The sequence below is a fragment of the Haloterrigena sp. H1 genome (assembly GCF_005938085.1).
GTDB lineage: Archaea > Halobacteriota > Halobacteria > Halobacteriales > Natrialbaceae > Natrinema.
In genome coordinates this window covers 1459289-1484034 of the sequence record NZ_SMZK01000001.1, presented here as the reverse complement: position 1 = coordinate 1484034, position 24746 = coordinate 1459289, and the positions used below count along the sequence as shown (strand labels likewise).

The window sequence follows — 24746 nt, the reverse complement described above, 5'->3', positions numbered from 1 at the left end:
ATTACTGAGCACCGATTTTGACGTCGACGAAACTGTACGGCGCGAACGGACCCGTATATCGGACCATGAGGTCGTCGCGGTCGTCCTCGAAATCGGCGACCGCGTCGTCGAACGCCTCACGTTCGTTGCGATCGACGAGATACGAGCGATTGAGGACGAGCCGATCGCTGAACAGATCATTCGCGACCGACTGTGCGGCAATTGGCCCGAGACGATCAGCGACCTCGTCTTCGATCGCCTCACGGTCGACGTCGGCGTCGTCCTCGCGAACGAGTTTGAGGCCGAGTTCGAACCGGCCCTCGATATCGGTCATCGCGCGTCGGAACGCCGGTCGCGCCCCACGCAGGACGTTCTTCAGTTCCCGATCCCCCTCGAAGGCCATGCCGAACTGCATGGGAACGACCGTCGTTCCACCGTCGTAGTCCATGATCTCCCGGAGAACGTCGTCATGGCGCTGTGCATCCTCGTCAGTTTCCTCGGGATCGGTCGTGTCGATATCGGAGACGACGGCACCGAGTCGCCGATGAGAGATCGTGTAGACGCGCTCGGCACCGGCGACGGCTTCGGTCTCGAACTCGACCGTATCGCCGTCGACGATTCCATAGACGTACCGGTTGGTCATCGGTGGATCACCCGTTGAACTGATGCGACGGACTCTCCGTCCAGTCTCGTGTCTGGTCGGCCGCGTCGAGCGTCACGGGGAGAGACAGACGATCGGAACACGCCGCCTCCGTCGGAGGGAGGATAACTAGCTGACATAGGCTTGATAGCTGTGCTCCGTGCGGACACCGCAACGAGCACTCGAGTATCGTCATGAACAATTCGTTGTTCCGGTGGGTTACGGTAGTGCTTGCAGTTGCATCCTCCACAGTCTCGAGGCCTGTCCAATACGAAGGTGGGCGCTCTCTGGGAAGCAGACGGGCTCGAGCCAGCGTGCTTGCAGCCGCAGTCCGAGTCGTGTTACGGAGGGCCGGTCAACATCAGGGAGTATGGCACAACCACAACGAAGACCCGACTCCTCGAGTCTCGCGGAGGTACTCGACCGCGTCCTCGATAAGGGCGTCGTCATCGACGTCTGGGCCCGGATCTCGGTCGTCGGGATCGAGCTGCTGACGATCGAAGCCCGCGTCGTCGTCGCCTCCGTCGACACCTTCCTGCACTACGCGGAGGAGATCGCAAAAATTGAGCAAGCCACGGCGGAGGGCGAACTCGAGGAGCTCGAAGAACTCGAGGTCGAGCCCCGCCCCGAATCGTCGCCGAAGTCAACCACCGAATAACCCCGCATGGCCGACGACGCCTCGCGCAAGCGCACGGTCCGCGGTCGTAAGATCAGGGCCAGTCGCGCACAGAAGGAAGGACGCAAAGCGAAGAAAGAGCTCGCGCGAACGGCATCGAGCGCCAGCAAACGAAACGGCGACAGTCCGCTTTCCGATCCGGGCGACGTCATCCCAGAACCGTTCGTCGAAACCGACGCCGTCGAACACCTCCAAGAGCGAATCGCGGGCTGGCTCGAGGCCGACCAGCCGGTCCACCTGCTCGGGCCGACTGGCTGTGGGAAGACAGCACTCGCGCTGTCGGTCGCTGCCGAACGCGGCCGCCCGGTCGTCTGGATCAACGGCGACGACGCAGTCGATACGGCGGCGCTGGTCGGTGCCCACGCCGGCGGCGAACGCTACAAAGAGCACGACCAGTTCGTCGGCGGGGTCAGCAAGCAGACCGAGATCGTCCGCGAACGCTGGGTCGACAACCCACTCTCGGTCGCCGTTCGAGAGGGCGCGACGCTCGTCTACAACGAGTTCTCGCGCAGCGACCCCGTCGCCCACAACGTCCTGCTCTCGGTCTTCGAGGAGGGCGTCCTCGAGCGACCCGGCAAGCGCGGCGAGGACCGGACGATCGACGTCCACCCCGAGTTCCGGGCGATCCTCACGTCCAACGACGTGGAGTACGCCGGCGTCCACGAACAGCAGGACGCGCTCCTCGACCGATTCGTCGGCGTCCACGTCGACTACTACGACGCCGAGACCGAACGCGAGATCGTCCGCGCACACGTCGACCTGTCGGACGACGACATCGCGACCGTCGTCGAGACGACGCGAGCGCTTCGCGACGGGCTCGAGATCGTCGTCGGTACGCGGGCAGCGATCACGGCGGCGAAGGGGCTTGCCGTCTTCGATGGGCACGACGAATCCGGCACGTTCGACGACGAGACGTTAGCGACCGTCTTCACTGACGTGCTCGCACCGAAGGTCGCGGGCGAAGACGGCGGCGACATCGATACCCTGCGATCGCAGATCAGCGAGACGATTTGACCCACAGACGGCAGCATCGAATCAGACGACTTACAGAGCACACCGAACGCAGACCAATGGCCGAAGCCGACACCCAATCACAGGCGCAGTGTAAGGCTCGCACCGAAGACGGCGAGCGCTGCTCGCGGCCGGCACAGGACGACGGCTTCTGCTATCAGCACGACGAGAGTGATCCAACAGTGAGCGACAGTCAGACAGCCGAGGCCGAGGAACAGCCCGACGAACAGGCCGAAAGCGGTGACGTCGAGCAACCCAGGTCTCGCGGCACGACGACAATGACAGCGGAGGAAAAGACCGATCCCGGGGCGGTCGACGCGGACGTCGACGCCGCCGAGGAGATCGCGGGGATTCTCGCCGTTCGAGAGACCGTCCAGTCGACCGCCGGCCAGCTCATCGGCCACGAGTTCGACGGCGTCAGCGAGATCTCGCCGACCGACGACGGCTGGCGGGCCGTCGTCGAGGTCGTCGAACGACGGGCCGTCCCCGATACACAGGACATCATCGGACGTTACGAGATCGAACTCGACCCCAGCGCGACCGTCCACGGCTACCGCCGTGTCGACCGCTACCGGCGCGGCGACACCGCCCAGTTCGAGTGACGATTCGACGCCGGTCGAGTTCGCTCGCGGGCGCTTGAGCGGTAGCTGCAGCTGTGTCGCTCACTGCCACCGTTCTGCCTTCGCCATGTGAGCAGATACCACGACAGTCGACGCCTGCTCGCTCTCGACGTCGCATCCGACCGCAACCTCGAAGACATCTCATCCCGTCGACTCGACCGAACACGCCATGTCGAGCCCGCCCGTCCGCGGCGTCGACGTCGGCCCGGAAACCCGGTGTGCTCACTACCGCACCGACCGTGACGTCGTCGCGTTCAAATTTGCGTGCTGTGAGTGTTACTATCCCTGTTTTCGCTGTCACGAGGAACGGACGGATCACGAGGCGGTGCCGTGGCCGCGTGACCGATTCGACGAGCCGTCCGTCCTGTGTGGCGTCTGTGATACCACGCTTCCCGTCCCGGACTATCTCGAGGCCGACTATCGCTGCCCGGCTTGCGATGCGGCGTTCAATCCCGGCTGCGAGAAGCACGCAGAACTGTACTTCGAGACGAGCCCGTGATCAGTCGTCAGCCGGCGCGGCACTTGCGTCGGCAGCCGGCGTCGGGTCGTCGGCCAGCGCCGCCGCGACGCGCGGCGGCAGGCCGTTGACGATCGAGCGGCCGTCCCGCTCTCGGACGACCAACCCGTCGTCCTCGAGTGCAGCAAGGTGGTGAGAAACCGTACTTGGGTCGCGGTCGAGCTCGTCCGCCAGCTGGCTGTTATGGACCCGCCCGCAGTCAGCGATCGCCTCAAGGACGGCCCGCTTTGCGGGGTCTTCGAGGGCGGCCTGGAGTTCGGCATCGTCGTCCTCGAGGAAGTAACGGCGCTTCCCGTTGACCGTGCGCGTCGTGAGCAGGCCTTCGTCCTCGAGAATCCGGACGTGATACCGAACCGTCGAGAGGGGGATCTCGGTCCGGTCGCTAACCGCCGAGAGGTAGGTACCTGGCCGGTCCCGAATCGTCTCGTAGATCGCGCGTCGGCGATCGTGCTCGAGCGGATCGGAGTCGTCGTAGCGGCTGTAACGAAAGATCGGCAGGGCTTTCCAAAGATCAGTCCCCGCACGTCGCAGGTTGTCAGTTCCTGGCCGTCGAAGATGGACCGCCTCGCGGAGGGTGCTCAGCCAGCCGGCGGCCGCGGTACCTGCGCTTCCGGCGACACCGGATGTCCCAGCCCCGGCCGCGTTGCTCGCTGCAGTGCCGGACGCGATTGCACCTAACAGCCCGACCAGGACGGCGTTCGCTGCTGCTTCGCCCGTACTCGGTGGATCGGCGGGACCGCTAGCGTCGTCACCGCGACCGGCCGTCTCGTTGGGTCCCTGCTCCCCGGTATCGGGGCCGTCGGGATCGGCACTCGGGGTCTGGGCCGCTCGCGTCGAGTCCGATCCCACACCGAGAGAGGCGTTGGCAGTCGCGTTGCCGCCGTCAATCACCTCCGGCGTTTCGTTGACGGTGCCGTCTACGGTTTCCGCAGTGGCGTTGAGGGTGTCGTCGAGCGTCTCGGCCGTCTTTTCTACCGTCTGAGTCGTCTCGTTGGTCGTGGTCTCGAGGTCGTCAGTGGTGAGTTCCGTCGTGCTCGAGACGGTGTCGTCGAGGGTCTTGGTTGTGTTTTCCACCGCTGCGGTCGTCTCGTTGGTCGTAATCTCGAGATCGTCAGTGGTGGGTTCCGTCGTGGACTCGAGTTCGTCGGTCGTCTCGTTGAGCACGGACTCGAGCGCGTTCGTCGACCCGACTGTCCCCACTCCGGCGGCCGACTTGCCGGCTGCAACGCCTGCCATTGCACCGCTGAGGACCACGGCAACGAGAATTATCGCGAAGGCGTGACTCGAGATCGACGACACCCCTGTCATAGCTGTCATCGGTCTGTCTGCGACCGACCGTAATACGCTTTTCCCGTTTCGTGATAGTCACGTAAGCCGACTGACGGCCACGCCGCGCGGATCCAGCAAGCTATTTCCGCGTCGGACGGCCGACTCCGGGTATGGATCCGGCGCTTGGCCCGCCCGACGCGATGGCCGAGAAACGCGACGAGCTGACGCCGATGATGGCGCAGTATCACGACCTCTGTGCACGCTACGACGACGCGATCGTCCTCTTTCAAGTCGGTGATTTCTACGAAACCTTCTGTGGCGCGGCCGAACGTACCGCGCGTCTGCTCGAGATCGCCCTGACGAGCCGTGAGGACTCCACCGGCGAGTACCCGATGGCCGGCATTCCGATCGACAACGCCGAGTCGTACATCGAGGACTTACTCGAAGCCGGCTACCGGGTCGCCGTCGCGGATCAAGTCGAAGAGCCCGGCGAGACCTCGGGCGTCGTCGAGCGGGCAGTCACGCGCGTAATCACGCCGGGGACGCTCACCGAGGACGAACTACTTGCCAGCGACGACAACAACTTCGTGGCGGCGCTCGCCCGCGACGACGAGCGACTCGGCCTGGCCTTCCTCGACGTCTCGACCGGCGACTTCTACGCGACGAGCGCGACGGCGACCGAATCGATCGCCGACGAACTGAGCCGCTTTGCCCCCTCGGAGGCGGTCGTCGGTCCCGACGCGCCGGCAGCGCCCGTTCCTGACGACTGTATGGTGACGCCGTTCGACGCGCGTGCGTTCGACCGCGAGCGGGCCGGCAAAAAGCTCGCCGCATACTTCAGAAATCCCGACGCTCTGCTCGCAACCGACGCCGAAATCCGTGCCTGCGGCGCATTACTAGCCTACGCCGAGTACGTCCGCGGCGGCGACCACGAGGGCGAGCGCGGCGACGACGAACGCGTCGACGCCGTCTTCGAGGGCGACGCCGACCAGCGCCTCGAGTACATCACGCAGCTCACCCGCTACGACCCCCGCGAGTATCTCTTACTCGACGCCGTCGCCCTGCGCAGCCTCGAGCTGTTCGAACCCCGGACGGTCCACGGCCGCGACGATGCGACGTTGATCGGCGTGCTCGACGAAACCGCGAGCGCCCTCGGCGGCCGCCGGCTTCGCGATTGGCTCCGCCGACCGCTGCTCGAGCCCGCACGAATCGAGGCGCGCCACGACGCAGTCGCGGAACTGAAAGCGGCCGTCCAGCGACGCGAACAGCTTCACGAGCGGCTGCGGGAGGTCTATGACCTCGAGCGACTGATCGGACGGATCTCCCGCGAGCGGGCCAACGCGCGAGACCTGCGTTCGCTGCGGGATACGCTCGCGGTCGTCCCCGAGATCCGTGCCCAACTCGAGGACGCCGACTGCGGACGGCTACGGGAGCTCCACGAGGCGCTCGATCCGCTTTCGGACGTCCGCGAGTTGATCGAGGACGCGATCGTCGCCGAGCCACCGATCGAGATTACCGAGGGCGGAATCATCGCAGAGGGGTACGATGACGACCTCGACGAGGTGCGCGCGACCGCCCGCGACGGCAAACAGTGGATCGACGACTTAGAGGCACGCGAACGCGAGCGCACCGGCATCAGCTCGCTGAAGGTCGGCCACAACTCGGTGCATGGCTACTACATCGAGGTGACGAATCCGAATCTCGACGCCGTCCCCGACGACTACCAGCGCCGCCAGACGCTAAAAAACTCCGAGCGCTTCGTCACGCCAGAACTGAAATCGCGCGAAGACGAAATCGTCGGCGCCGAGCAACGGGCCGATGACCGCGAGTACGAACTCTTCTGTGCGGTGCGCCGCGAGATCGCCGCCGAAGTCGAACGCGTCCAGGCCCTGGCCGACGCGCTGGCGACGCTCGACGCGCTCGTCTCGCTCGCGACCGTCGCCGCCCAGTACGACTACTGCCGGCCGGAGCTGCTCGAGCGCGAGGAACGGGACGGCCTCGAGATCGATATCGAAGGCGGTCGCCACCCGGTTGTCGAGCGTACCCAGGAGTCGTTCGTCCCCAACGATGCCCACCTGACCAGCGACCGGCGGCTGGCGGTGATTACCGGCCCCAACATGTCCGGCAAGTCGACGTACATGCGCCAGGTGGCCCAGATCGTTCTGTTGGCACAGGTTGGGAGTTTCGTCCCCGCTCGCGCCGCCAGACTCACGCCGGTCGACCGGATCTTCACCCGCGTTGGGGCCAGCGACGACATCGCCGGCGGGCGGTCGACGTTCATGGTCGAGATGGACGAACTCGCGACGATCCTCCGAGACGCCGACGAAGGCTCGCTCGTCCTCCTCGACGAGGTCGGGCGAGGCACCTCGACTGCTGACGGCATGGCCATCGCGCAGGCGATCACCGAACACCTCCACGACGCAGTCGGCGCGACGACGCTTTTCGCGACGCATCACCATCCGCTGACCGAACTGGCAGACGACCTCGCGGCCGCCTTTTCCCTCCACTTCGAGGTCGATCAGGACGACGGCGAGGTCGCCTTCCACCACGAGATCGCGCCCGGCGCGGCCACGGGCTCATATGGCGTCGAGGTCGCGACTGCGGCCGGCGTGCCCGAGGATGTAGTCGATCGAGCGCGGGAACTGGTCGCCGACGCAGCCGCCGCGGAGGCCGGGACGGGCGACGATGGCAGCGAGGCAGCTATCGGCACTGGCTCGAGCGATGGACCGGCCCCAGACACCGACGAGAACGCACCGGAGACAGCGACTGCAGACGGCGGGGACGTACCGGCGGACGTGGCGGCCGAACTCCGCGCGCTCGATCTCGCCCACCTCACGCCCGTCGAGGCGCTGACGGAACTCGATCGGCTCAAACGGCTGCTCGAGGAGTAAGCCGGTCGCTCCGTCGGTCGCGTCGATCCAAGCCGTCGACGTGGAACGCCAAGCAGACCGCGTATGGCACCATCCGGCACAACACACAACCGTGACAGCGACGACATCATCCCATGACGTATCGAACGACTATCGGCTGGTCGCTCATCACGTCGGGCATCGTCACCCTCCTGCTAGCGTATCTCCCGGGAAAATCGTGGTGGTGGGGTGTTATGTTGCTGGTACTGGGGATCGTGATCTTCACCGTTCGTCGGTAGCCGACCGCTTGGACGGGTTCGGGCCGCTTACGTCGGTTCGATCGCCCCACAGCCAGCCCTCGAGCCGGCTGTAAGGTTCTTCTGTCACGCCGGTGAACAGCCGAGATGAGAGGTGAAACAGAGATGGGAGACCTATCACTGTCGAGTCCGGCGTTCGACGATGGCGAGCGCATCCCCGCGGCGTACGGCTACACGAACGACGACGTCAACCCGCCACTCGAGATCGACGGCGTCCCCGACGACGCCGAATCACTCGCATTGATCGTCGACGATCCGGACGCGAGAGCGCCCGCCGGGAAAATCTGGGATCACTGGGTCGTCTGGAACGTCCCGACGACGACGGAAACGATCGCCGAAGACTGGGACGCCGCCGACGCGACCGAGGGAACGAACGACTACGGCGAGCACGGCTACGGCGGCCCGAACCCACCGGACAGGGAACATACCTACCGGTTCGAACTGTACGCGTTGGACGCATCGCTCGACCTCGGATCCGACGCCGGCGCAGACGAACTCCGGTCAGCGATGGACGGCCACGTCCTCGCGGAGACACGTCTCGAAGGAACGTACCCGGCCTGACGGCTTCCATATCTCACTCGGCCGGCGGCTCAAGCGAGACGAATTCGAGGCCGTGATCGTCGAGCAGCCGCGCCGCGCGATCGGTCACCGACGGCGCGACCAGAATCCCGCGGACCGTCGCCTCGGCGTGGAGATCCCGCTCGAGGGCGTCGACGTACCGCCGGAGCTGGCTCACCGCGTCGGGACCGACCCGCCGGCGTTTCAGTTCGACGACGACCGCCCGCCCAGCGTCATCTTCGCCGTAGATGTCGACCGCACCCGCCGGCGTGTCGCGCTCGGTCGCCAGCGGTGTAAAGCCGGGCTCGAGCAGCCCGGGTTGTTCCAAGATCTGCTGGCGGAGGTCCTCCTCGGTACCGACGAGGGCGAGGTCGTTCTCGTCGGAGCCAGACAGCGCGGAGACCTGGTGGATCTCCTGAAACCGGACAGTGAGACGTTCGTCCGGCGTCGATCGGCAGCTCTCGAGGACGAGCACCTCGTCATCCGTGAAGACGTCGTGGTCACAGCCCGGCGGCTGCCAGTTGACCGGCTGCTGGCCTTCGTCGGTATGGACCAGCGCCGCGCCGTCGGGTTTGAACATGACGTGGCGGTCGCCCGCCTCGAGATAGCTCGTCGCCCGGCCGTCGTAATCGACGGTACAGCGCCCGAAGACGGTCACGATGGCGTCGCGATCGAATCCGCGGGCGATCACATCGCGGGCCGTCGCCGGCGTCGGCCGCTCGACGGTCTCGGTTCGTTGCCCGTGCTCTGACTCCGTCACTGGCAGCGGTAATGGCGGGACAGATAAAAGCCCCCCGCTGTCGGGTGGATTTCGTCTCGAGTCGTCGCCCTCGAGTCAAGACGAACGCAGAAGGTATATTGACCTCCCACCCCGCACACGACACGATGGCGAATCTCCCCACCCGTCGCGGATTCCTCGCAGCTGCTGGCACCGGTACAGTCGCATCGATTGCCGGCTGTTCACAACTCGAATCGATCACGCAGAACGACTCGGGAAGTGCAGATGGCCCGCTGACAGTGACTGTCATGCCGGATCAAGAGCAACTGACGAGTTACGAGCAGGACCTCCGACAATCCATCGAGAACGGCAGCATTACGCAGCAACAGGCCGGTCAGCGGTTCCGTGACAAACAGCGCGAACTAACCGAAGAAGCCGGGGCGGCGATCCAGGACCTGGCAGCTGCCAATGACGACGTGACGATCGAACAGTCGTCCCCGTCGTACGGCTTCTTCCTCATCGATGCACCCGCCGCAACCATCATTGGCGCGCTGCAAAGCGGCGACATCAGTGCAATCTATCCCCGCGATCGGTACGAACAGTTCGCGCAGCGACGAGACCAACTCCAGCAACAACAGGCGGCAGCCGACAGCCAGCAGGGAGCGACGAACAACTCGACCGATGTGAGCGGCGACACGAACGAGTCGACCACCGGCACCGAGTCGTAACTGCTTATTCGACGCTGAACGGACTCTCGCGTTCGGTCCAGTCCCAACCGGGAAGGCGTTCCTGAAAGCCGGCGGCCAGTGCAGCCTCGCAGTCGTCGACGCCGGCGTTTTCACCTTCCTCACCGTGGACGTGGACGTCTGCATAGTGGTAGGTCGCCTCGCCGAGCGTCCGGAGCGGCTGGCGGCCGGCGATCGTCCCGGCCAGTTCGCGACCGAGGACTTCGTCGACGATGAATCCTGGATAGTCACCGTCGACGTCGAGCCCTCTGAGGAGCGCGACCAGCGCGGCGACGTTAACGGCCAGATCGCCGTCGGCGAAGACGGCGTCGACTTCTGTACGGTACTGTGCCGTCGTCACCGCGTCGACGTCGGTCTCGAAGATGTCGCCGAGGTCGTCGCGGACATCGTTGATGATCGGGACGACTCGATCGGCGCGGGCCACGATCCAGTCGCGTTCCTCACTGACGCGAGCGGGTGTGATGTGCATGGGATATCGACGACGGCCGCAGCTGCCAAAGCTCTATATCATCCGTCGCACCCACCGACCCGGACGGCCGCGATACTCCTGTTGGCCAACAGGAGACCGGCTACGGACCCTGTCTTGCGAAGGCTTTTATACTACGCAAAGAATAGCCTCGAGTAAGCGGGTTCTCCCTGGAATCTTCCCGCACGAACCAGGATAACCGATCCGGGAGCGTCTTCGTCAGGCATGGAGTAGGATACGATGATCCACGAGACGAGACGGAGTGTGAGCTACGTTGTCCCATCCGGACGACACTCACCACCGATGTTGACACGGCGACGGCCGATCGGCGGCCGTCACGACACCGAGTTCCGTCAGTTGTCTCCGATCGCTTCCGCCCGGCCCGGCAGCGTCCTCGATCCCGGACGGCGAGTTCACGCAAGCCACATTGGCGACTTATGAGCACTGTAGAGCAGCAACTCGACGATCTCAAAGCACAGATCACGAGCGAGTTACCGAGCGATATCTCGGTCTCCTCGGTGAAATACGAAGGCCCCGAACTGGTGGTCTACACTCGCGACCCGAAAAAGTTTGCCCAGCAGGGCGATCTCATCCGACAGCTTGCGAGCAAGCTTCGCAAACGGATCACCGTCCGTCCCGACCCGAGCGTTCTCTCCCGTCCCGAGCAGGCACGTGAAGAGATCATGGACGTTATCCCCGAGGAAGCGGGCGTGACAGATCTCGACTTTCACGCCGACACCGGCGAGGTCGTCATCGAGGCCGAAAAGCCAGGCATGGTGATCGGCCGCCACGGCTCGACGCTCCGCGAAATCACGAAAAACGTCGGCTGGACGCCCGAAGTCGTTCGCACCCCGCCGATCGAATCCTCGACCGTCTCGAACGTTCGGAGCTTCCTCAAACAGGAGCGCGACGAGCGCCGAGACATCTTGGAGAAGGTCGGTCGACAGATCCACCGCGAGGAGATGTCCGACGACGAGTACGTCCGCATCACCACACTGGGCTGCTGTCGTGAAGTCGGCCGGGCCTCCTTCATCCTCTCGACGCCCGAAACCCGGATTCTCATCGACTGTGGTGACAAACCCGGCGCGGAAGGCGAAGTGCCCTATCTCCACGCACCCGAGGCACTCGGCGCTGGCCCCCAGACCATCGACGCCGTCGTCCTCACGCACGCTCACCTCGACCACTCCGCGCTCATCCCGCTTTTGTTCAAGTACGGCTACGACGGCCCGATCTACTGTACCGAACCCACGCGGGACCTGATGGGACTGCTGACTCTCGACTATCTCGACGTTGCGGCCAAGGAAGGCCGAAGCCCACCCTACGAAAGCGAACAGGTCCGCGAGGCGATCAAACACACCATCCCGCTCGAGTACGGCGACGTCACCGACATCGCGCCGGACGTCAAACTCACCTTCCACAACGCCGGCCACATTCTTGGCTCGGCCGTCTCGCACTTCCACATCGGCGATGGCCTCTACAACGTCGCCTTCTCCGGTGACATCCACTACGAGGACACCCGCCTGTTCAACGGCGCGACCAACGACTTCCCGCGGGTCGAAACGCTCGTGATGGAGTCGACATACGGCGGCCGCAACGACTACCAGACCGATCAGGAAGACTCCGAGAAGAACCTCAAGGAAGTCATCAACGAGACCTACGAGAAAGGCGGCAAGGTCGTCATTCCGGCGTTCGCGGTCGGGCGTTCCCAGGAGATCATGCTCGTCTTGGAGGAGGCGATGCGTGAAGGGGAAATCCCGTCAATGCCGGTCCACCTAGACGGCATGATCTGGGAGGCGACGGCGATCCACACCACCTATCCCGAGTACCTCCGTGACGACCTGCGCGACCGCATCTTCCACGAGGACGAGAACCCCTTCCTCGCCGAGGAGTTCAACCACATCGACGGCGGCGAAGAGGAACGCCAGGACGTCGCCGACGGCGACTCCTGTATCATTCTCTCGACCTCGGGGATGGTCACCGGCGGCCCGATCATGTCCTGGCTCTCGCATATCGGCCCAGATCCGGACTCGACGCTCGTCTTCGTCGGCTATCAGGCCCAGGGTACCCTCGGCCGACGTATCCAGAACGGCTGGGACGAGATTCCGACCAGCGAAGTCGGTGCCATGGGCAACGGCGGCGGCCGCGGCACCCTCTCGCTGAACATGAACGTCGAAACCGTCGACGGCTTCTCCGGCCACGCCGACCGCGCCGGCCTCGAGAACTTCGTCAAGACGATGAACCCACGCCCCGAGAAGGTGCTCTGTGTCCACGGCGACGAACGCTCCACGCAGGACCTCTCGAGCGCACTCTACCACAACTACGACATGCGCACCTTCGCGCCGAAGAATCTGGAAACCTTCCGTTTCCTCTGAAAGCCCTCGCGAGCGCCGCCAGGCGCTCGCTCGCCCTTTCAATGTCCACCAGGATCGCACCGCAGCGCGGCGCGCGAACCTGCGCGCCGCGCGGTCGGCCTGCCCTCCCCCGTGACTCGAGCGCGCGCCTCCTACTCGAGGCGCGCGCTCGAGACGGCCACGGTGGTTGGTCGGTCGCTGTAACAAGCTGCCTGCGCTCGGGCTCCGAAACTTCGGCGACGGACAGGCTACTCGGATCGATGATGGCGATCAGATAGTTACGAAGAGTCGGCTGACGGCACAGTCTCGTCCTGATCGGCCGTCATCGTTTCGTCACCCTCCCAGCGTTCCTCGTGGACGAGCGTCTCCATATCGAGTCGCTCGCGCCATCCCTCCTGCTGGAGGACCGGTTCCTCGGGGAAGCCATCTTCCGGATAGCCTATACAGAGATACGCGACCGGCTTGACGTGTGGCGGAATGTCGAGGACTTCCTGGACCTCGTAGGGGTAGAGGACGCTCACCCAGCCGACGCCGACGCCCTCCGCGCGCGCTGCCAGCCAGAGGTTCTGCACCGCGAGACACGTCGAGTAGACGTCGGTGCGCTTCATCGAATTGCGACCCAGCACGTGGGGTGCGCCGCGGGTCGGATCACAGGTCACACAGATGTTGATCGGGGACTCGCAAATCCCCTCGAGTTTCAGTTCCGCGAACTCGCTTCGCCGCGGTTCCTCGTAGCCCTCGCGGGCGGCCGCGATGGCGCGTTCTGCGATCGACGCGATTTCCGTTTTGGTCTCATCGTCGCTGACGACGACGAGATCCCACGGTTGCGAGAACCCGACGCTTGGCGCGTGGTGGGCGGCCTGCAGCAGTCGCTCGAGCACTTCATCCGGGATCGGGTCGCCACGAAACCGCCGGATGTCGCGCCGGGCGTAAATCGTCTTGTACACTGCCTCCCGTTCCGCGTCCGTGAATGCAACCATTGTTTCACATCTGAAACCAATATTGTATAAATCCGATGACTGGCCGCCGACGAGGCGGCTCGAGCAGGGCTGATTAGAAAACACGCTACCCCCGATGAGCAGTCATACTGTCCGGCAGTAGTCAGGAGACCACTCGAGCGCTCGGGTCGGGTGCGCTCCGTATGAATAGGTTTCTCCGAGATGTCTCATTCGGGGGCATCGGTCGGATCGACGACCTCGCCCGTCGCAGGATATACGCCGACCTGCTCGCAGAGATCGGCCATCGGGCACGCCTCGGGATCGTCCAGACAGGCTGGTTTCCGCGCGGTGCAGTACTCGCGGCCGAACTGGATCGTCGCTGTGTGCCCGAACCCGCACTTGGCCGCGGGCACGTCGCGCTCGAGAACCTCGCGAACCGTTTCGTGATCGGCGTCCGGTGGCGCGATCCCAATCCGTCGGTAGATCCGGTGAACATGCGTGTCGACGGGGAAGACGCCGCCACGGCCACCCGAAAAGAGCAGGACGCAGTCAGCGGTCTTCGGGCCGACACCACGAACCTCGAGCAGCGTCTCGCGAACCGCTGACGGCTCCTCGTCTTTGACGAACGTATCGAACGCGTCGGCGGAGCCGAACGCCTCGAGCACCCACTCGGCGGTGTCGATGATGGTTTCGGACTTCTGATTGTACAGCCCCGCCGAGCTGATCGTCTCAGCAAGCGTCGACTGCTCGGCGCTGGCAAGCGATTCGGCGAGGTCGACGTCATCGCCATCGTACCGCTCGAGCAGTGCATCGTGAGCCGGCTGGCTCGCCTTGTCGCTGGTGTTCTGACTCAGAATCGTCCGGACGAGACAGGTGAATGCGTCCTGGCCGCCGTAGGTCTTCTGCCAGTACAGCTCACCCAGTCGGTCGACGACCACCTCTGCGCGGGTGTCGGCCGTCGCGGGATCGAACTCGGCGGCCGCACCGCCGCCTGCCGTGCCACCACTGATGTTGACGGCTGGCTCCGGATCGTCGCTCATATTCGGACGGTAGAACGGACGGGACAAAACCGCGACGGAAGCGGTGGGACTCGAGCGAGCGCTGCCAACCCGGTCACTCGACGGTGATCGTCACCGTCGCCTCGGCACCGTCGGCCAGCGCCGCGACGAGGTCGCGGTCGAATCCTTCGGCTGCGAACTCGGCGTCTACCACGATCGTCCGGTCGTCGACGTAGTCGCTCGTGCGGCCGACCGCGCTGCGCTCGTTGGTCAGCTCGAGGTCGGGGTGTCCACGTCCGGAGACCGACTCCGTGTAGCCGTCGGCCTCAAGCGTGACCGTGATCGTCGCGTCGGCGTCCTGACACGCAGCGACGAACTCAGGGTCGAAATCAGCCGGGGAACGGTCGGCCTCGATCGCAAGGATGCAGTCGCCCGCAGGAGTGAGATAGTCGTCGGTCGTCACTTCGAAGGTGCTCGCGTGTTCGGCACTGACGTGCTCGTGACCGCGAGCCTGAATAACCTCTTCCATGCAACGGGGTTCGTTGCCGGTCGGAAAACGGGATCGAATCGGGCTCGTCTCGAGTCCGTGTATCGCTTAGACGAGGCTCGCGCCGTCGAAGTCGCCGCGGCTGTAGTCGATCTCCATCAGTTCGAGGATCGTCGGCGTGATGTCGAACAGGTCGGCACCGTCGATCGTCGCCTCCGGATCGTCGATATAGAGCGACGTGTTGTCGAAGCTGTGCATTCCGTTACGCGGGCCCGTATCGAAGACCTCGGCATCGCCTTTGAAGCCGGATTTGAGGTCGAAGCCTTTGTTCGGGATCGCGACCAGATCGGGCGCGATGTCGTCGTGGTCGCCACGGAAGGCTGCTTCCTTCTCGACGACGCGGTCGACGACCTTGTTGCCGTCGGGGCCTTCGAGCGCCTCGAGGTCGGCTTTGAGCTGGTCGCGGACCTCGTCGTACTCGTCTTCGGGGACGGAGCCGCGGGGCTCCCGTCCCTCGAGGTTGATGTAGAAGCGACCGGGGATGAACGAGTAGGCTTTCGTATCGGTCGAGATGTCACCCAGTTCCTCGGGGTCGTCGGTGCTAAAGGAGAGCCAGCCCTCCTCGCGAAGCCACTCGTTGAAGTGAACTTCGTAGTCGAGGCTGGTGAAGCCGTGGTCGGAGGCGACGACCATGGTGACGTCGTCGGGGAGTGCCTCGCGCAGCCGGCCGATGTAGTCGTCGACCTTCTGGTAGAACTCGAGGAAGTCGTCTTTGTACTCGCCGTCGCGCTCGTAGTCCTTGAAGAGGAAGTGGTTGACACGGTCGGTCGTCATGAAGACGCCAAAGAAGAGGTCCCAGTCGTCTTCCTCGATGTAGTGTTTGAACGCCTCGAAGCGCGCGTCGACGGTCGCGTGAGCGTCCTCGATGAACTCGGCTTTGTCCTCTTGGTGGCCGAGTTTCGGATTGACGTCGATGCGGTAGTCGAGCGTCTCGAGGTAGCTCCGGACGTCGTCGGGGTAGGCTGCCTTCTCGAGGTCGGGTGAGAGAAAACCCGAGACCATCCGCTGGACGTCACGCTGTGGCGGGAAGGTGACGGGGACGTTCAGCACTGTCGCCGTGCGACCGGCTTCCTGCACGCGGTCCCAGACACGGTCAGCCTGGACGTCACGCCCCATCGGGACGTACGTGTCGTAGGTGCCGACTTCCCGGTCCTGGAAGCCGTAGACACCGGTCTCGCCGGGGTTCTTCCCGGTCGTCAGCGACGGCCAGCAGGCGCTGGATTCCGGCGGCACGATACTCGAGATCTCTGCCGCCGTGCCGTCGTCGGCGAGCGCCGCAAAGTTGGGAAACAGTTCCTCGTGCTCCGAGAGGAGACTATACGGTACGCCGTCGACCCCAATAAACGCGACTCGGGGATCACCGTCGCCCCGTAATCGGTCGAACAGACCCATGGCCGGACGTAGTTCGACCGGATACAAGAAGGTTCGTTTCGAGACAGTGTTTTGCGAATACCTACGACGGCGGACGCAGACGACCGGTTGTAATTGGCGACCGGCGCAATCGAGATCGCTGTGTCGAGATCGGCGTCGGCTGCTGACGCGAACGCGGTCACTCGTCGCGGTCGCTCGAGTCGGCGGGCTCGAAGTTGGCTGGAACGACCGTGAGGTGGGCCATGCCGACGCCGGTGTCGACTGCGTCGTCGGCCGGCGATCCCGATCGTGGGGCGGGGTTGGATGCTGCCATACAGTGAGACATACGGGGAAGACAGGGATAAAATTACCCATGCTCATAACGCATCCGGAAACAGGCCGGAGATAACTCTGGGGAATTGAGCGGTGGAGCGAACGACAGAAACGAAAAACGACCGGTGGCGGTCGTTACTCGAAGTGCTCTTCGTAGAGGTCCTGGGCGTGTTCGATCGCGTCGTAGGCAGCCTGCTTGTCCTCCCAGCCCTGCGTCTCGACTTCCTTGCCTTCCTCGAGGTTCTTGTAGGTCTCGAAGAACTCGTCGATCTCGTCGAGTTGCTGCTGTGGGATGTCGTCGAGATCCTCGATGTGATCGTAGCGTGGGTCCTCACTCGGAACGGCGATGACTTTGTCGTCCTGCTCGCCGTCGTCGTCCATCTTCATCAGCGCGACGGGACGGGCTTCGATGACACAGCCGGGGAACGTCTGGTCCTTGACGAGGACGAGCACGTCGAAGGGGTCCTCGTCGTCGTAGTACGACTGCGGGATGAAACCGTAGTCACTCGGATAGTGGACGTTGCTGTGGAGCACGCGGTCGAGGACGACGCCCGGCACGTCCTTGTCGTACTCGTACTTGTTTCGCTCGCCCTTGAGACATTCCACGACGGCGTAGATCTCTTCGGGTGCGTTCGGTCCAGTTTCGAGGTCTTCCCAGAGGTTGACCATGTACCGGAAGATCCACCGTCGATGAAAAAGTACTTTCGTAATCGACTGTCAGTATTCGAGTGACGGTTGCCAGATACTCGACAGACATCGCGAAGGCCCGTTACACCCGTTTCCGGGCTCGTATCGGCCGGTTGCTGGGTGTCCGACCGGCTGATACGAAGGGATAGTTGACAAGTCTTAAATAGTCTGGTGACAATTGCACAAGTATGTCAGAGGCACAATCAATCACCGGCGAACAGAGTATTGCACGCGAACTTACCGCGTTCCAGAACAACATCCTCGTCATCCTCGCGAAAGAGCCGATGTACGGCCTCGCGATCAAGCGCGAACTCGAGGACTACTACGGAACGGAAGTAAACCACGGGCGTCTCTACCCCAACCTCGACGAACTCGTCGAGTTGGGACTGGTCGAGAAGAGCGAACTCGACAAGCGGACCAACCAGTACTCGCTGACTGACGACGGCTACGACGCCGTCCTCGACGGTATCGAGTGGACGCTCTCGAAGGTCGTCACGGGCGACGACCGCGCCGACGAGATCCGCGACCTCGTCGAGAACAGCTACTAGACTCGACGCTCCGGGACCTGCTCTTCAGCAGTCTCGAAGATCAGCTCGATCGATTCGTCGATCACGTCCCGTTGTTTTTCCGACGGCCAAGCGTTCCTGACGAGGTACTCCGACCGGAACTCCGCGAGTTCCTCGCCAGTCAGTGATTCGATCGGCTTCGCGTAGTGGTTGCCCGCGAAATCGGCCAGGATTGCCGCGTTGTCACCGTGAACGTCGCCGTGGGCGTCCCTGACCGTCGCGACGAGGTCGCGGTTGTGGGTGTCGACGTCGTCCCAGTCGTCCGGATCGCCCGCCCCCTCGAGCGGAATCTCGACCGCGCGGTCGATGTCCTCGATGCGGTCGGTTCGGATGACGCCGTCCTCGTGCCACTCTTCGGGATGGAGCACGAGTACGTCGTCGCCGTCGTCGTCGCGGATGCGAGATGTGAAATCGTGTTCCTCGAGGAGGTCGTCACGGCGGTCCTCGTAGGCTGTAGCCTCGTTGTCGTCGACGGTGGTTCGTGTCAGTCGAGTTAATCGTTCGACCTCGTCGACGACATCCCGGGGAAGGTCCGTCTCGTCGCTTGCCGCTCCGTCACCGTCCTCATCGCCGTCGATCGCGTTCGGATCGGTCATGGGAACACGTACGCACGCGAGCGGTTTTCCGCTTGCCGATCCAGACTTGCGCGCTGGCCCGCGTGGTGTCAGCGTTAGGCCTGATCCAGCGCCTCGTTGACGAGCCCGTCCGCGCGCTCGTTGACGTCGCGAGGGACGTACTCGAGGGTCCACTCGTCGAACGCGGCCAGTAGTTCGTGGACGGTTACGCGCTTTTCGCGGAGTTCGGGATTGTTGGTGTCGTACTCACCACGGACCTGCTTGACGATGAGTTCGGAGTCACCGCGGACGTGGACATCGTCGTAGCCGTAGTCGCGGGCGGCCTCCAGCCCGGCGATCAGTGCCTCGTACTCGGCCTGATTGTTCGTCGCCGTTCCGATCGTCTCACCGTCCTCGGCGACGATTCCATTACTCGTGACGATCACCCAGCCGATCGCGGCGGGGCCGGGGTTGCCACGCGAGCCACCGTCGAAGTAGACGTGGGCGCGCCCGCCACCCTCGCGCAGCAGTGCCTCGAGATCCCGCGGGTCCGAGCCCTGAATCACGATCTTGTCGTCGTAGGCGACAGCTGTCGCCCCGCCCCGGCTGGCCCGCCAGCGCTCGTGGTCCGTGTTACCAGACTCGACAGGAACGCCCGCGTCCTCGAGCCGCTCACGAGCCGTTTCGACATCGCATTCGATAACCGGCATTCGTGTCCGGCATCGGCCAGAATGGGATAAAGGTTTTCCGGTTCCGAATCGTAAACCCTGGGTGTAAACGCTTGTACCCCCTGTTTTCGGGCAATACGGATCAAGCCAGCAAAACCCTTGCCAAACATTTATATATGGTGGTGATACTACTATAAAAGTGCGATGACACGGTCCACCCGCCAGCGGGAGCGAACGCGCGAGACGGACGAGACCGAGGATCAAGAAGGGGTACGTGCCTGCCCCGAGTGTGAATCGGACAATCTCGTCAAGGACTCCGACCGGGGAGAGCTCATCTGTGAAGACTGTGGGCTCGTCGTGGAGGAGGAACAGATCGACCCCGGCCCGGAGTGGCGGGCGTTCAATCACCAGGAACGGCAGGAAAAGTCCCGCGTCGGCGCGCCGACGACCCAGACGATGCACGACAAGGGGCTGACGACGACGATCGACTGGAAAGACAAGGACGCCTACGGCCGCTCGATCTCCTCGAAAAAGCGCAGCCAGATGCACCGGCTGCGCAAATGGCAGGAACGGATTCGAACCAAAGACGCCGGCGAGCGCAATCTCCAGTTCGCGCTCAGTGAAATCGACCGGATGGCCTCCGCACTGGGGGTGCCACGCTCGGTTCGCGAGGTCGCGTCGGTTATCTATCGACGCGCGCTCAAAGAAGACCTCATCCGCGGGCGCTCGATCGAAGGTGTCGCGACATCGGCGCTGTATGCTGCCTGTCGCAAAGAAGGAATCCCACGAAGCCTCGAGGAAATCTCGGAAGTCTCTCGCGTCGAACGCAAAGAGATCGGTCGCACGTATCGATACATCTCGCAGGAACTCGGCCTCGAGATGCGTCCCGTCGACCCGAAAAAATACGTCCCGCGCTTCTGTTCTGAACTCGAACTGTCCGAAGAGGTCCAGACCAAGGCCAACGAAATCATCGAGAAGACGGCCGAGGAAGGGCTGCTGTCGGGCAAGTCACCAACGGGGTACGCCGCGGCTGCGATCTACGCTGCGTCCCTTCTCTGCAACGAGAAGAAGACCCAGCGCGAGGTCGCCGACGTCGCACAGGTGACCGAGGTGACGATCCGGAATCGGTATCAAGAACAGATCGAAGCGATGGGCATTCACGGCTAGCCGAACTCGGCTTTACTCCCGATTTTATCGCGTCGAAAATCAGATCCGAGCGGCCGCACCGTCGATCAGTCTGTCATAACCGGTCGATTACTCGTCTTTGCCGACGCTGATAACCTGCAACAGCGAGTAGACGGGAACGCCCTCGAGTTCTTCGACGCCCTGTTTGTCGGCGATGACGACACACGCAAGCGGCTCTCCGCCTTCGGCGCGGATGGCCTCGATGGTCTCGCGCATGGTGGTGCCGCTAGTGACGATGTCGTCGACGACGTAACACTCGCGGTCGCGGATGCCGGCGAAGTTCCGGCTGAACGTGCCGCCGAGTTCCTCGATGTCGCCTTCCTCCCACTGGTGTTTCGCGGGCGTGTAGGTTCCGAGGTCGGTCTCGAGTTCGCGCGCGACCAGCGTCGCGATGGGGCCACCGGCCTTTTCGATGCCGATCGTCAGATCGACGTTCTCGCCGTGTTTGGCGAGCATATTAGCCATCGCCGAGGCGATGTGACTCATTCGCTCGCTGTCGCGGCCGATCGCCGACCAATCGACGTGGATGTCCTGTGGGCCGCTCACGCCGTTTGCCGGCGGCTGAGCCGGGTCCTCGGTCTGCTGGGGCGTCGTGCCGCTGCGCTCGACGAGCCAGCTCGCGGTCTCACGCGAGACGTTCAGTTCGTCCGCAATTTCGCCTTTCGAGAGCCCTCGAGCCGCGAGCTCGGCCGCGCTCTCGATGAGGTCGTCGACGTTTTTCATATAGTCGTGAATTCGACCGCTGTTTTTATAGTCGTGTCGTCATCCGGGGTTCCTGCCGACTCGTCGTCGGCAGTCGCGGCGTGTGCCGCCGCATTTGGGAAGGCCCGATCGGCTGCCTCGAGGCCGTAGATCCCGGTCACGATCGCCTCGAGCAGCCAATCTGGAAGCGTCTCGAGCGTTTCGATCGCCGCCTCGAAGTGGCCGCGGTTGGAGTTGACGCTGCCGACGATGGCCTTGTTGTGAAGGACGAGTTCGCGATGCAGGCGGCCGCCGTCGATTTCGAACGTCCAGTCTCCCGGGACGCCGAGGAGAGCGGCAACTCCGTTAGGAGCGAGCGCGTCGATGGACTCGAAGGCGTGTTTGGCGTAGCCGGTGGCCTCGTAGACGAGGTCCATCGGCTCGTAGGCGGCGGGAATCTCGGCGACTGGCGTCTCCCGGGAGTCGATGTAGGTCGCGCCGAGTCGCTCGATGACGTCGATCACCGGATGTGGCCGGTCTTTCCGGCCGAGACAGTAGACCCGCTCGAAGTCGTCTGCCGCCGAAAACATCGCGGCGGTCAACAGTCCCAGCGAACCAGTGCCGAGGACGAGTGCTGAGTCGGGCTGCCAGTCAAAGGCCGAGCGACTCGCGCGGGCGTGCTCGAGCGCCTTCTCGGTGATACTGAGCGGTTCGACGAGAAAACCCCACGGAGCGAGGTCGGCCGAGATCGGCACCAGAAACTCGGCCGGGCTCGTGATATATTCGGCCATGAACCCGTGTGCACCGACGATCCCGCGTTCGACGTACGCGCCCTCGGGAGCCATGTCGGGCTCGCCACGCTCGAAATACTCGTTGGTCTCGGTTCCTGGTGGCGGCCGGCGGACCGTCGGGACGACGTACTGGCCCGCTTCGAGCCCGGTGCCGTTCGGGTTGTCGACGACGCCGACGGCCTCATGGCCGAGGACGAGCCGGTCGTCGCCCTCGGGGACCCCGCCGTGGCTCCCCTCGATGACCTCGTAATCGGTTCCATCGACGCCCACGCGGTGGATCCGCACGAGCGCCTCGCCGGGGGCTGGTTCTGGAACGGGCCGCTCGACGACATCGGGGACGCCCGCTCCGGGCTGAACTGCGATGGCTTTCATACTCACCCAGTAGGAACCGTGAAGGTAAATATTTATTCCCATCCGAGTTAATTGATATGGTATGAACGGTCCTGACAGTCAGGTGTATCCGAACGCCGATCTAGCGTCCCGATGCGACCGCCAGCGGAAACGATTATCCGACTGCCCATGCCTGTAGCCTCCATGGAGCGATACGATCTCGTCTACCAGCTCTACGACGAGTACGACACGAAGACCTTACGGGAGTTTCAGGAGTTCGTCGACGTCTTCCCGGCCGTCGACTCCCGGGTCGCCCTCGAGCACTGGCAAGGGGCGACCGAGGAACTCGAGGAGCGAAAAGACGAGATCCGGTCGTCGTTTGCAGCCGGCGAGACGTTCGCGGAGATCGCCGCCCGCGCGACCCGCGATCAGGCCTTCACTGCGCTCGATCTCGAGGCGAAGTACGGCCGGGCGGTCAACGTCCTCGTCCTCGACGTCGACGAGACGCTGCGCTCTGCGGGTGGGACCGACAACGAGATCCCCCGCGAGACGCTGCACTTGCTGACCGAGTTCTACGACGCCGGCGTCCCGATCGTCATCTGTACGGGCCAGACCCTCGAGAACGTCAAGGGATTCGCGATCCAGGGGCTGGGCAGTGAGATCGTCCACTCGGGTGACCTCTCGATCGTCTACGAGGCGGGAACGGGCGTGTTCACGCCGGGCCACGGCGCGGACACGAAGCAGTTGCTCTACGAGGACCTCGAGGAGGAGATCCGGACCGTCTTCGACGATGTGCGCTCGCGCGTGCTGCCCGAAGCACCCGAGGACCTTCGGCGTGGCTGTCACCTGCAGGGCAACGAGTTCAACGTCACGATGAAGCCCAACTACGAGACCGGCTCCGCGGATGCCCGCGAGATCATCGACGAGGCGCTGGTCTATCTCATCGATCTGCTGGCCGACGCCGTTGGAGACGCCCTCGAGAACGGCGACGGTGACGGCGAGTCGGCACTCGACGACGAGACGATCACCGACTGGACCCGCGCCTTCTACGCCGCACAGGACCCCGAAATCAGGGCGGTCCTCGAGAGCGAGGGGTCCTACCCCGACCTCGATGACGACACGATCCCCGACGCGCTCGCAGCAGTCTTAGAGCGGATCGACGTCGCCTACTACGAGGCCGACGCGGCCGAAATCGGTAGCCTCGAGTTAAACAAGGTGGTCGGCGTCGAGCGCGCACTGGACGTGCTCGGAGTCGACGACCCGTTCGCGCTCGTGATGGGCGACTCCAAGAGCGACCTCCGCGTGATGCAGTGGGTCGCCGAAAACGATGCCGGCATCGCGGCTGCCCCGGAACACGCCTCCCAGGACACCCTGGAACACGTCCTCGAGACGGACGAACTCGTCTTCGACCGCGGGAAAAGCGTCGACGTGCTCCGGACGGTGTACGCGCTCAACCGGCTGGCTCGGCTCAGCTAAGCAGCAATCTCGGACCGGGACCGCCGGCATTCCCGTTCCACAGCGGTGTTCAGACCGTCACGACTCGTGACGTGCTCGCTTAAACTGCCGGCACACAAAGGCCGGTCCATCAATTCGATTCGCGCCCTCTATTGTCTCAGCGCGACCACGACAGTGGCGTCGTTCGCCGACCGGCTTCGACACCACGAGGTACATTACTGATGACGACGATCGCAGAACTCTCGCTTTCGGTGGCCGAGTTCGCACTTGCACAGACAGTCGAGCAACGGCCGGCCCTCGAGGTTCGCGTCGAAAGCGTCGTCGCGGAGGGGCCGGCCCGGACCGCACCGCTCGTCTGGTTCTCGAACGTCGATCCCGACGCACTCGAGCCGGCCCTCGAGTCGGATTCGACCGTCGCCGAGTATCGGCAGTTACTCGAGCGCACCGCCGACGGCGACCTGTTCTACCGGCTCGAGTACGCCGAGACCGCCGAGTCGGTCTGTCGGTGTGTCTACAGCCACGACGGCACGGTCCTCGACGCACACGTCCGCGACGAGCAGTGGACGCTCCGGCTGCTCTTTCCCCATCGCGAGGAGCTGGCAACGGCCGTCACAGCGATCGAAGACCACGGTGTCAGTATCGATGTCAGACGCATGGTCGAAGCCGGGCAGGACGAGCAGTTCGAGACGACGGCAGCGCTGACCGAACCCCAGCAGGAGGCGATCGCAGAAGCCTACCGGCAGGGCTACTACGACGTGCCACGCGAGATCTCGCTCGAGGAACTCGCGAACGAACTCGACATCTCCCATCAGGCGCTCTCCGAGCGGCTGCGACGGGCGAACCGCGTCCTCGCGGGCGAACGGATAGACGAGTCGGCAAGCGAGATCGCGACCCCGGACTGACGACGAGTGCGAGAGCCGGCGGGCGTTTTTTGACCGTGCTCGAC

The 24746-nt window shown here is 64.0% G+C and carries 27 protein-coding genes; 13 read left to right on the top strand and 14 right to left on the bottom strand.

The genetic code is table 11. The features are described 5' to 3' along the window. Position 1 precedes the first annotated feature (1 nt). Positions 2–622, bottom strand: a complete 621-nt coding sequence (locus E2L06_RS07495; RefSeq protein WP_138780113.1) for a GvpL/GvpF family gas vesicle protein — start codon at positions 620–622, stop codon at positions 2–4. A gap of 367 nt (positions 623–989) precedes the next feature. On the opposite strand from E2L06_RS07495, the gene gvpA reads away from it, so the two are divergent. From gvpA to E2L06_RS07475, 4 genes are all read left to right on the top strand, one after another. Next, complete coding sequence (gvpA, locus tag E2L06_RS07490; protein ID WP_138780111.1) at positions 990–1277, top strand: gas vesicle protein GvpA; 288 nt, start codon at positions 990–992, stop codon at positions 1275–1277. Between the two features lie 6 nt (positions 1278–1283). Next, on the top strand, positions 1284–2309 hold the full coding sequence (gvpN, locus tag E2L06_RS07485; protein WP_138780109.1) for a gas vesicle protein GvpN: 1026 nt from the start codon (positions 1284–1286) through the stop codon (positions 2307–2309). Between the two features lie 56 nt (positions 2310–2365). Then, positions 2366–2908 carry a gas vesicle protein GvpO, halophile-type gene (gvpO, locus tag E2L06_RS22360; protein ID WP_138780107.1) on the top strand — a complete coding sequence of 181 codons (543 nt, stop codon included), beginning with the start codon at positions 2366–2368 and terminating at the stop codon, positions 2906–2908. A 187-nt stretch (positions 2909–3095) separates the two neighbouring features. Beyond that, positions 3096–3425 carry a CHY zinc finger protein gene (locus tag E2L06_RS07475; protein ID WP_138780105.1) on the top strand — a complete coding sequence of 110 codons (330 nt, stop codon included), beginning with the start codon at positions 3096–3098 and terminating at the stop codon, positions 3423–3425. Here the strand turns inward: E2L06_RS07475 and E2L06_RS07470 are convergent, their stop codons facing one another. Then, positions 3426–4751, bottom strand: coding sequence for a winged helix-turn-helix transcriptional regulator (locus E2L06_RS07470; protein WP_171052323.1), 1326 nt, complete (start codon positions 4749–4751; stop codon positions 3426–3428). Between the two features lie 131 nt (positions 4752–4882). Here E2L06_RS07470 and mutS point away from each other — a divergent pair, with 131 nt between their 5' ends. From mutS to E2L06_RS07460, 3 genes are all read left to right on the top strand, one after another. Further along, the gene (gene mutS / locus E2L06_RS07465; protein WP_138780101.1) at positions 4883–7603 is read left to right on the top strand and encodes a DNA mismatch repair protein MutS; all 2721 of its coding nucleotides are present in this window, start codon (positions 4883–4885) and stop codon (positions 7601–7603) included. A gap of 113 nt (positions 7604–7716) precedes the next feature. Then, positions 7717–7860: a hypothetical protein gene (locus E2L06_RS21780; RefSeq protein WP_165396921.1), complete on the top strand. Its 144-nt coding sequence runs from the start codon at positions 7717–7719 to the stop codon at positions 7858–7860. A 123-nt stretch (positions 7861–7983) separates the two neighbouring features. Beyond that, positions 7984–8439 carry a YbhB/YbcL family Raf kinase inhibitor-like protein gene (locus E2L06_RS07460; protein WP_138780099.1) on the top strand — a complete coding sequence of 152 codons (456 nt, stop codon included), beginning with the start codon at positions 7984–7986 and terminating at the stop codon, positions 8437–8439. Between the two features lie 13 nt (positions 8440–8452). On the opposite strand, the gene nucS is transcribed toward E2L06_RS07460, so the two are convergent. Next, positions 8453–9196, bottom strand: coding sequence for an endonuclease NucS (nucS, locus tag E2L06_RS07455; RefSeq protein WP_138780097.1), 744 nt, complete (start codon positions 9194–9196; stop codon positions 8453–8455). A gap of 125 nt (positions 9197–9321) precedes the next feature. Between nucS and E2L06_RS07450 the strand changes: the two genes are divergently transcribed. Further along, positions 9322–9882, top strand: coding sequence for a hypothetical protein (locus E2L06_RS07450; protein ID WP_138780095.1), 561 nt, complete (start codon positions 9322–9324; stop codon positions 9880–9882). Between the two features lie 4 nt (positions 9883–9886). Here E2L06_RS07450 and E2L06_RS07445 read toward each other — a convergent pair whose 3' ends face one another. Further along, positions 9887–10369, bottom strand: coding sequence for a hypothetical protein (locus tag E2L06_RS07445; protein ID WP_138780093.1), 483 nt, complete (start codon positions 10367–10369; stop codon positions 9887–9889). A gap of 434 nt (positions 10370–10803) precedes the next feature. On the opposite strand from E2L06_RS07445, the gene E2L06_RS07440 reads away from it, so the two are divergent. Continuing rightward, positions 10804–12738 (top strand): beta-CASP ribonuclease aCPSF1, encoded by a 1935-nt coding sequence (locus tag E2L06_RS07440; protein WP_138780091.1) that lies wholly within the window; start codon positions 10804–10806, stop codon positions 12736–12738. 257 nt (positions 12739–12995) lie between these two features. Here the strand turns inward: E2L06_RS07440 and bluB are convergent, their stop codons facing one another. The 6 genes from bluB to E2L06_RS07415 all read right to left on the bottom strand — a co-directional run bounded on the left by bluB (position 12996) and on the right by E2L06_RS07415 (position 17552). After that, positions 12996–13697: a 5,6-dimethylbenzimidazole synthase gene (gene bluB / locus E2L06_RS07435; protein WP_138780089.1), complete on the bottom strand. Its 702-nt coding sequence runs from the start codon at positions 13695–13697 to the stop codon at positions 12996–12998. Positions 13698–13882: 185 nt separating this feature from the next. After that, complete coding sequence (nth, locus tag E2L06_RS07430) at positions 13883–14695, bottom strand: endonuclease III (RefSeq protein WP_138780087.1); 813 nt, start codon at positions 14693–14695, stop codon at positions 13883–13885. Positions 14696–14768: 73 nt separating this feature from the next. Continuing rightward, complete coding sequence (locus tag E2L06_RS07425; RefSeq protein ID WP_138780085.1) at positions 14769–15182, bottom strand: DUF371 domain-containing protein; 414 nt, start codon at positions 15180–15182, stop codon at positions 14769–14771. 66 nt (positions 15183–15248) lie between these two features. Next, entirely contained in the window at positions 15249–16592 is a 1344-nt protein-coding gene (locus tag E2L06_RS07420; protein WP_138780083.1) for an alkaline phosphatase family protein, read from the bottom strand. A 157-nt stretch (positions 16593–16749) separates the two neighbouring features. Continuing rightward, a complete protein-coding gene (locus tag E2L06_RS22745; protein WP_283241350.1) occupies positions 16750–16884 on the bottom strand; it encodes a hypothetical protein in 135 nt (44 codons plus the stop codon). Positions 16885–17018: 134 nt separating this feature from the next. Next, a complete protein-coding gene (locus E2L06_RS07415; RefSeq protein ID WP_138780081.1) occupies positions 17019–17552 on the bottom strand; it encodes an inorganic diphosphatase in 534 nt (177 codons plus the stop codon). Positions 17553–17758: 206 nt separating this feature from the next. Between E2L06_RS07415 and E2L06_RS07410 the strand changes: the two genes are divergently transcribed. Then, complete coding sequence (locus E2L06_RS07410; RefSeq protein ID WP_138780079.1) at positions 17759–18118, top strand: PadR family transcriptional regulator; 360 nt, start codon at positions 17759–17761, stop codon at positions 18116–18118. On the opposite strand, the gene E2L06_RS07405 is transcribed toward E2L06_RS07410, so the two are convergent. Both E2L06_RS07405 and rnhA read right to left on the bottom strand, forming a co-directional pair. Continuing rightward, positions 18115–18732 (bottom strand): rnhA operon protein, encoded by a 618-nt coding sequence (locus tag E2L06_RS07405; protein WP_138780077.1) that lies wholly within the window; start codon positions 18730–18732, stop codon positions 18115–18117. The two genes, E2L06_RS07410 and E2L06_RS07405, sit on opposite strands and share 4 nt — an antisense overlap. Before the next feature lie 74 nt (positions 18733–18806). Continuing rightward, positions 18807–19400 carry a ribonuclease HI gene (gene rnhA, locus E2L06_RS07400; protein WP_138780075.1) on the bottom strand — a complete coding sequence of 198 codons (594 nt, stop codon included), beginning with the start codon at positions 19398–19400 and terminating at the stop codon, positions 18807–18809. A 162-nt stretch (positions 19401–19562) separates the two neighbouring features. Between rnhA and E2L06_RS07395 the strand changes: the two genes are divergently transcribed. Continuing rightward, positions 19563–20525, top strand: a complete 963-nt coding sequence (locus E2L06_RS07395; RefSeq protein WP_006184711.1) for a transcription initiation factor IIB family protein — start codon at positions 19563–19565, stop codon at positions 20523–20525. A gap of 87 nt (positions 20526–20612) precedes the next feature. Here the strand turns inward: E2L06_RS07395 and gfcR are convergent, their stop codons facing one another. Then, complete coding sequence (gene gfcR, locus E2L06_RS07390) at positions 20613–21266, bottom strand: transcriptional regulator GfcR (protein WP_138780073.1); 654 nt, start codon at positions 21264–21266, stop codon at positions 20613–20615. Then, positions 21263–22387 carry a glucose 1-dehydrogenase gene (locus E2L06_RS07385; protein ID WP_138780071.1) on the bottom strand — a complete coding sequence of 375 codons (1125 nt, stop codon included), beginning with the start codon at positions 22385–22387 and terminating at the stop codon, positions 21263–21265. The genes gfcR and E2L06_RS07385 overlap by 4 nt, the downstream gene beginning before the upstream one ends. A gap of 162 nt (positions 22388–22549) precedes the next feature. Here E2L06_RS07385 and E2L06_RS07380 point away from each other — a divergent pair, with 162 nt between their 5' ends. Together E2L06_RS07380 and E2L06_RS07375 are read left to right on the top strand one after the other, a co-directional pair. Next, on the top strand, positions 22550–23821 hold the full coding sequence (locus tag E2L06_RS07380; RefSeq protein WP_138780069.1) for an HAD family hydrolase: 1272 nt from the start codon (positions 22550–22552) through the stop codon (positions 23819–23821). A gap of 200 nt (positions 23822–24021) precedes the next feature. Beyond that, complete coding sequence (locus tag E2L06_RS07375; protein ID WP_138780067.1) at positions 24022–24702, top strand: helix-turn-helix domain-containing protein; 681 nt, start codon at positions 24022–24024, stop codon at positions 24700–24702. Positions 24703–24746: the final 44 nt, after the last annotated feature.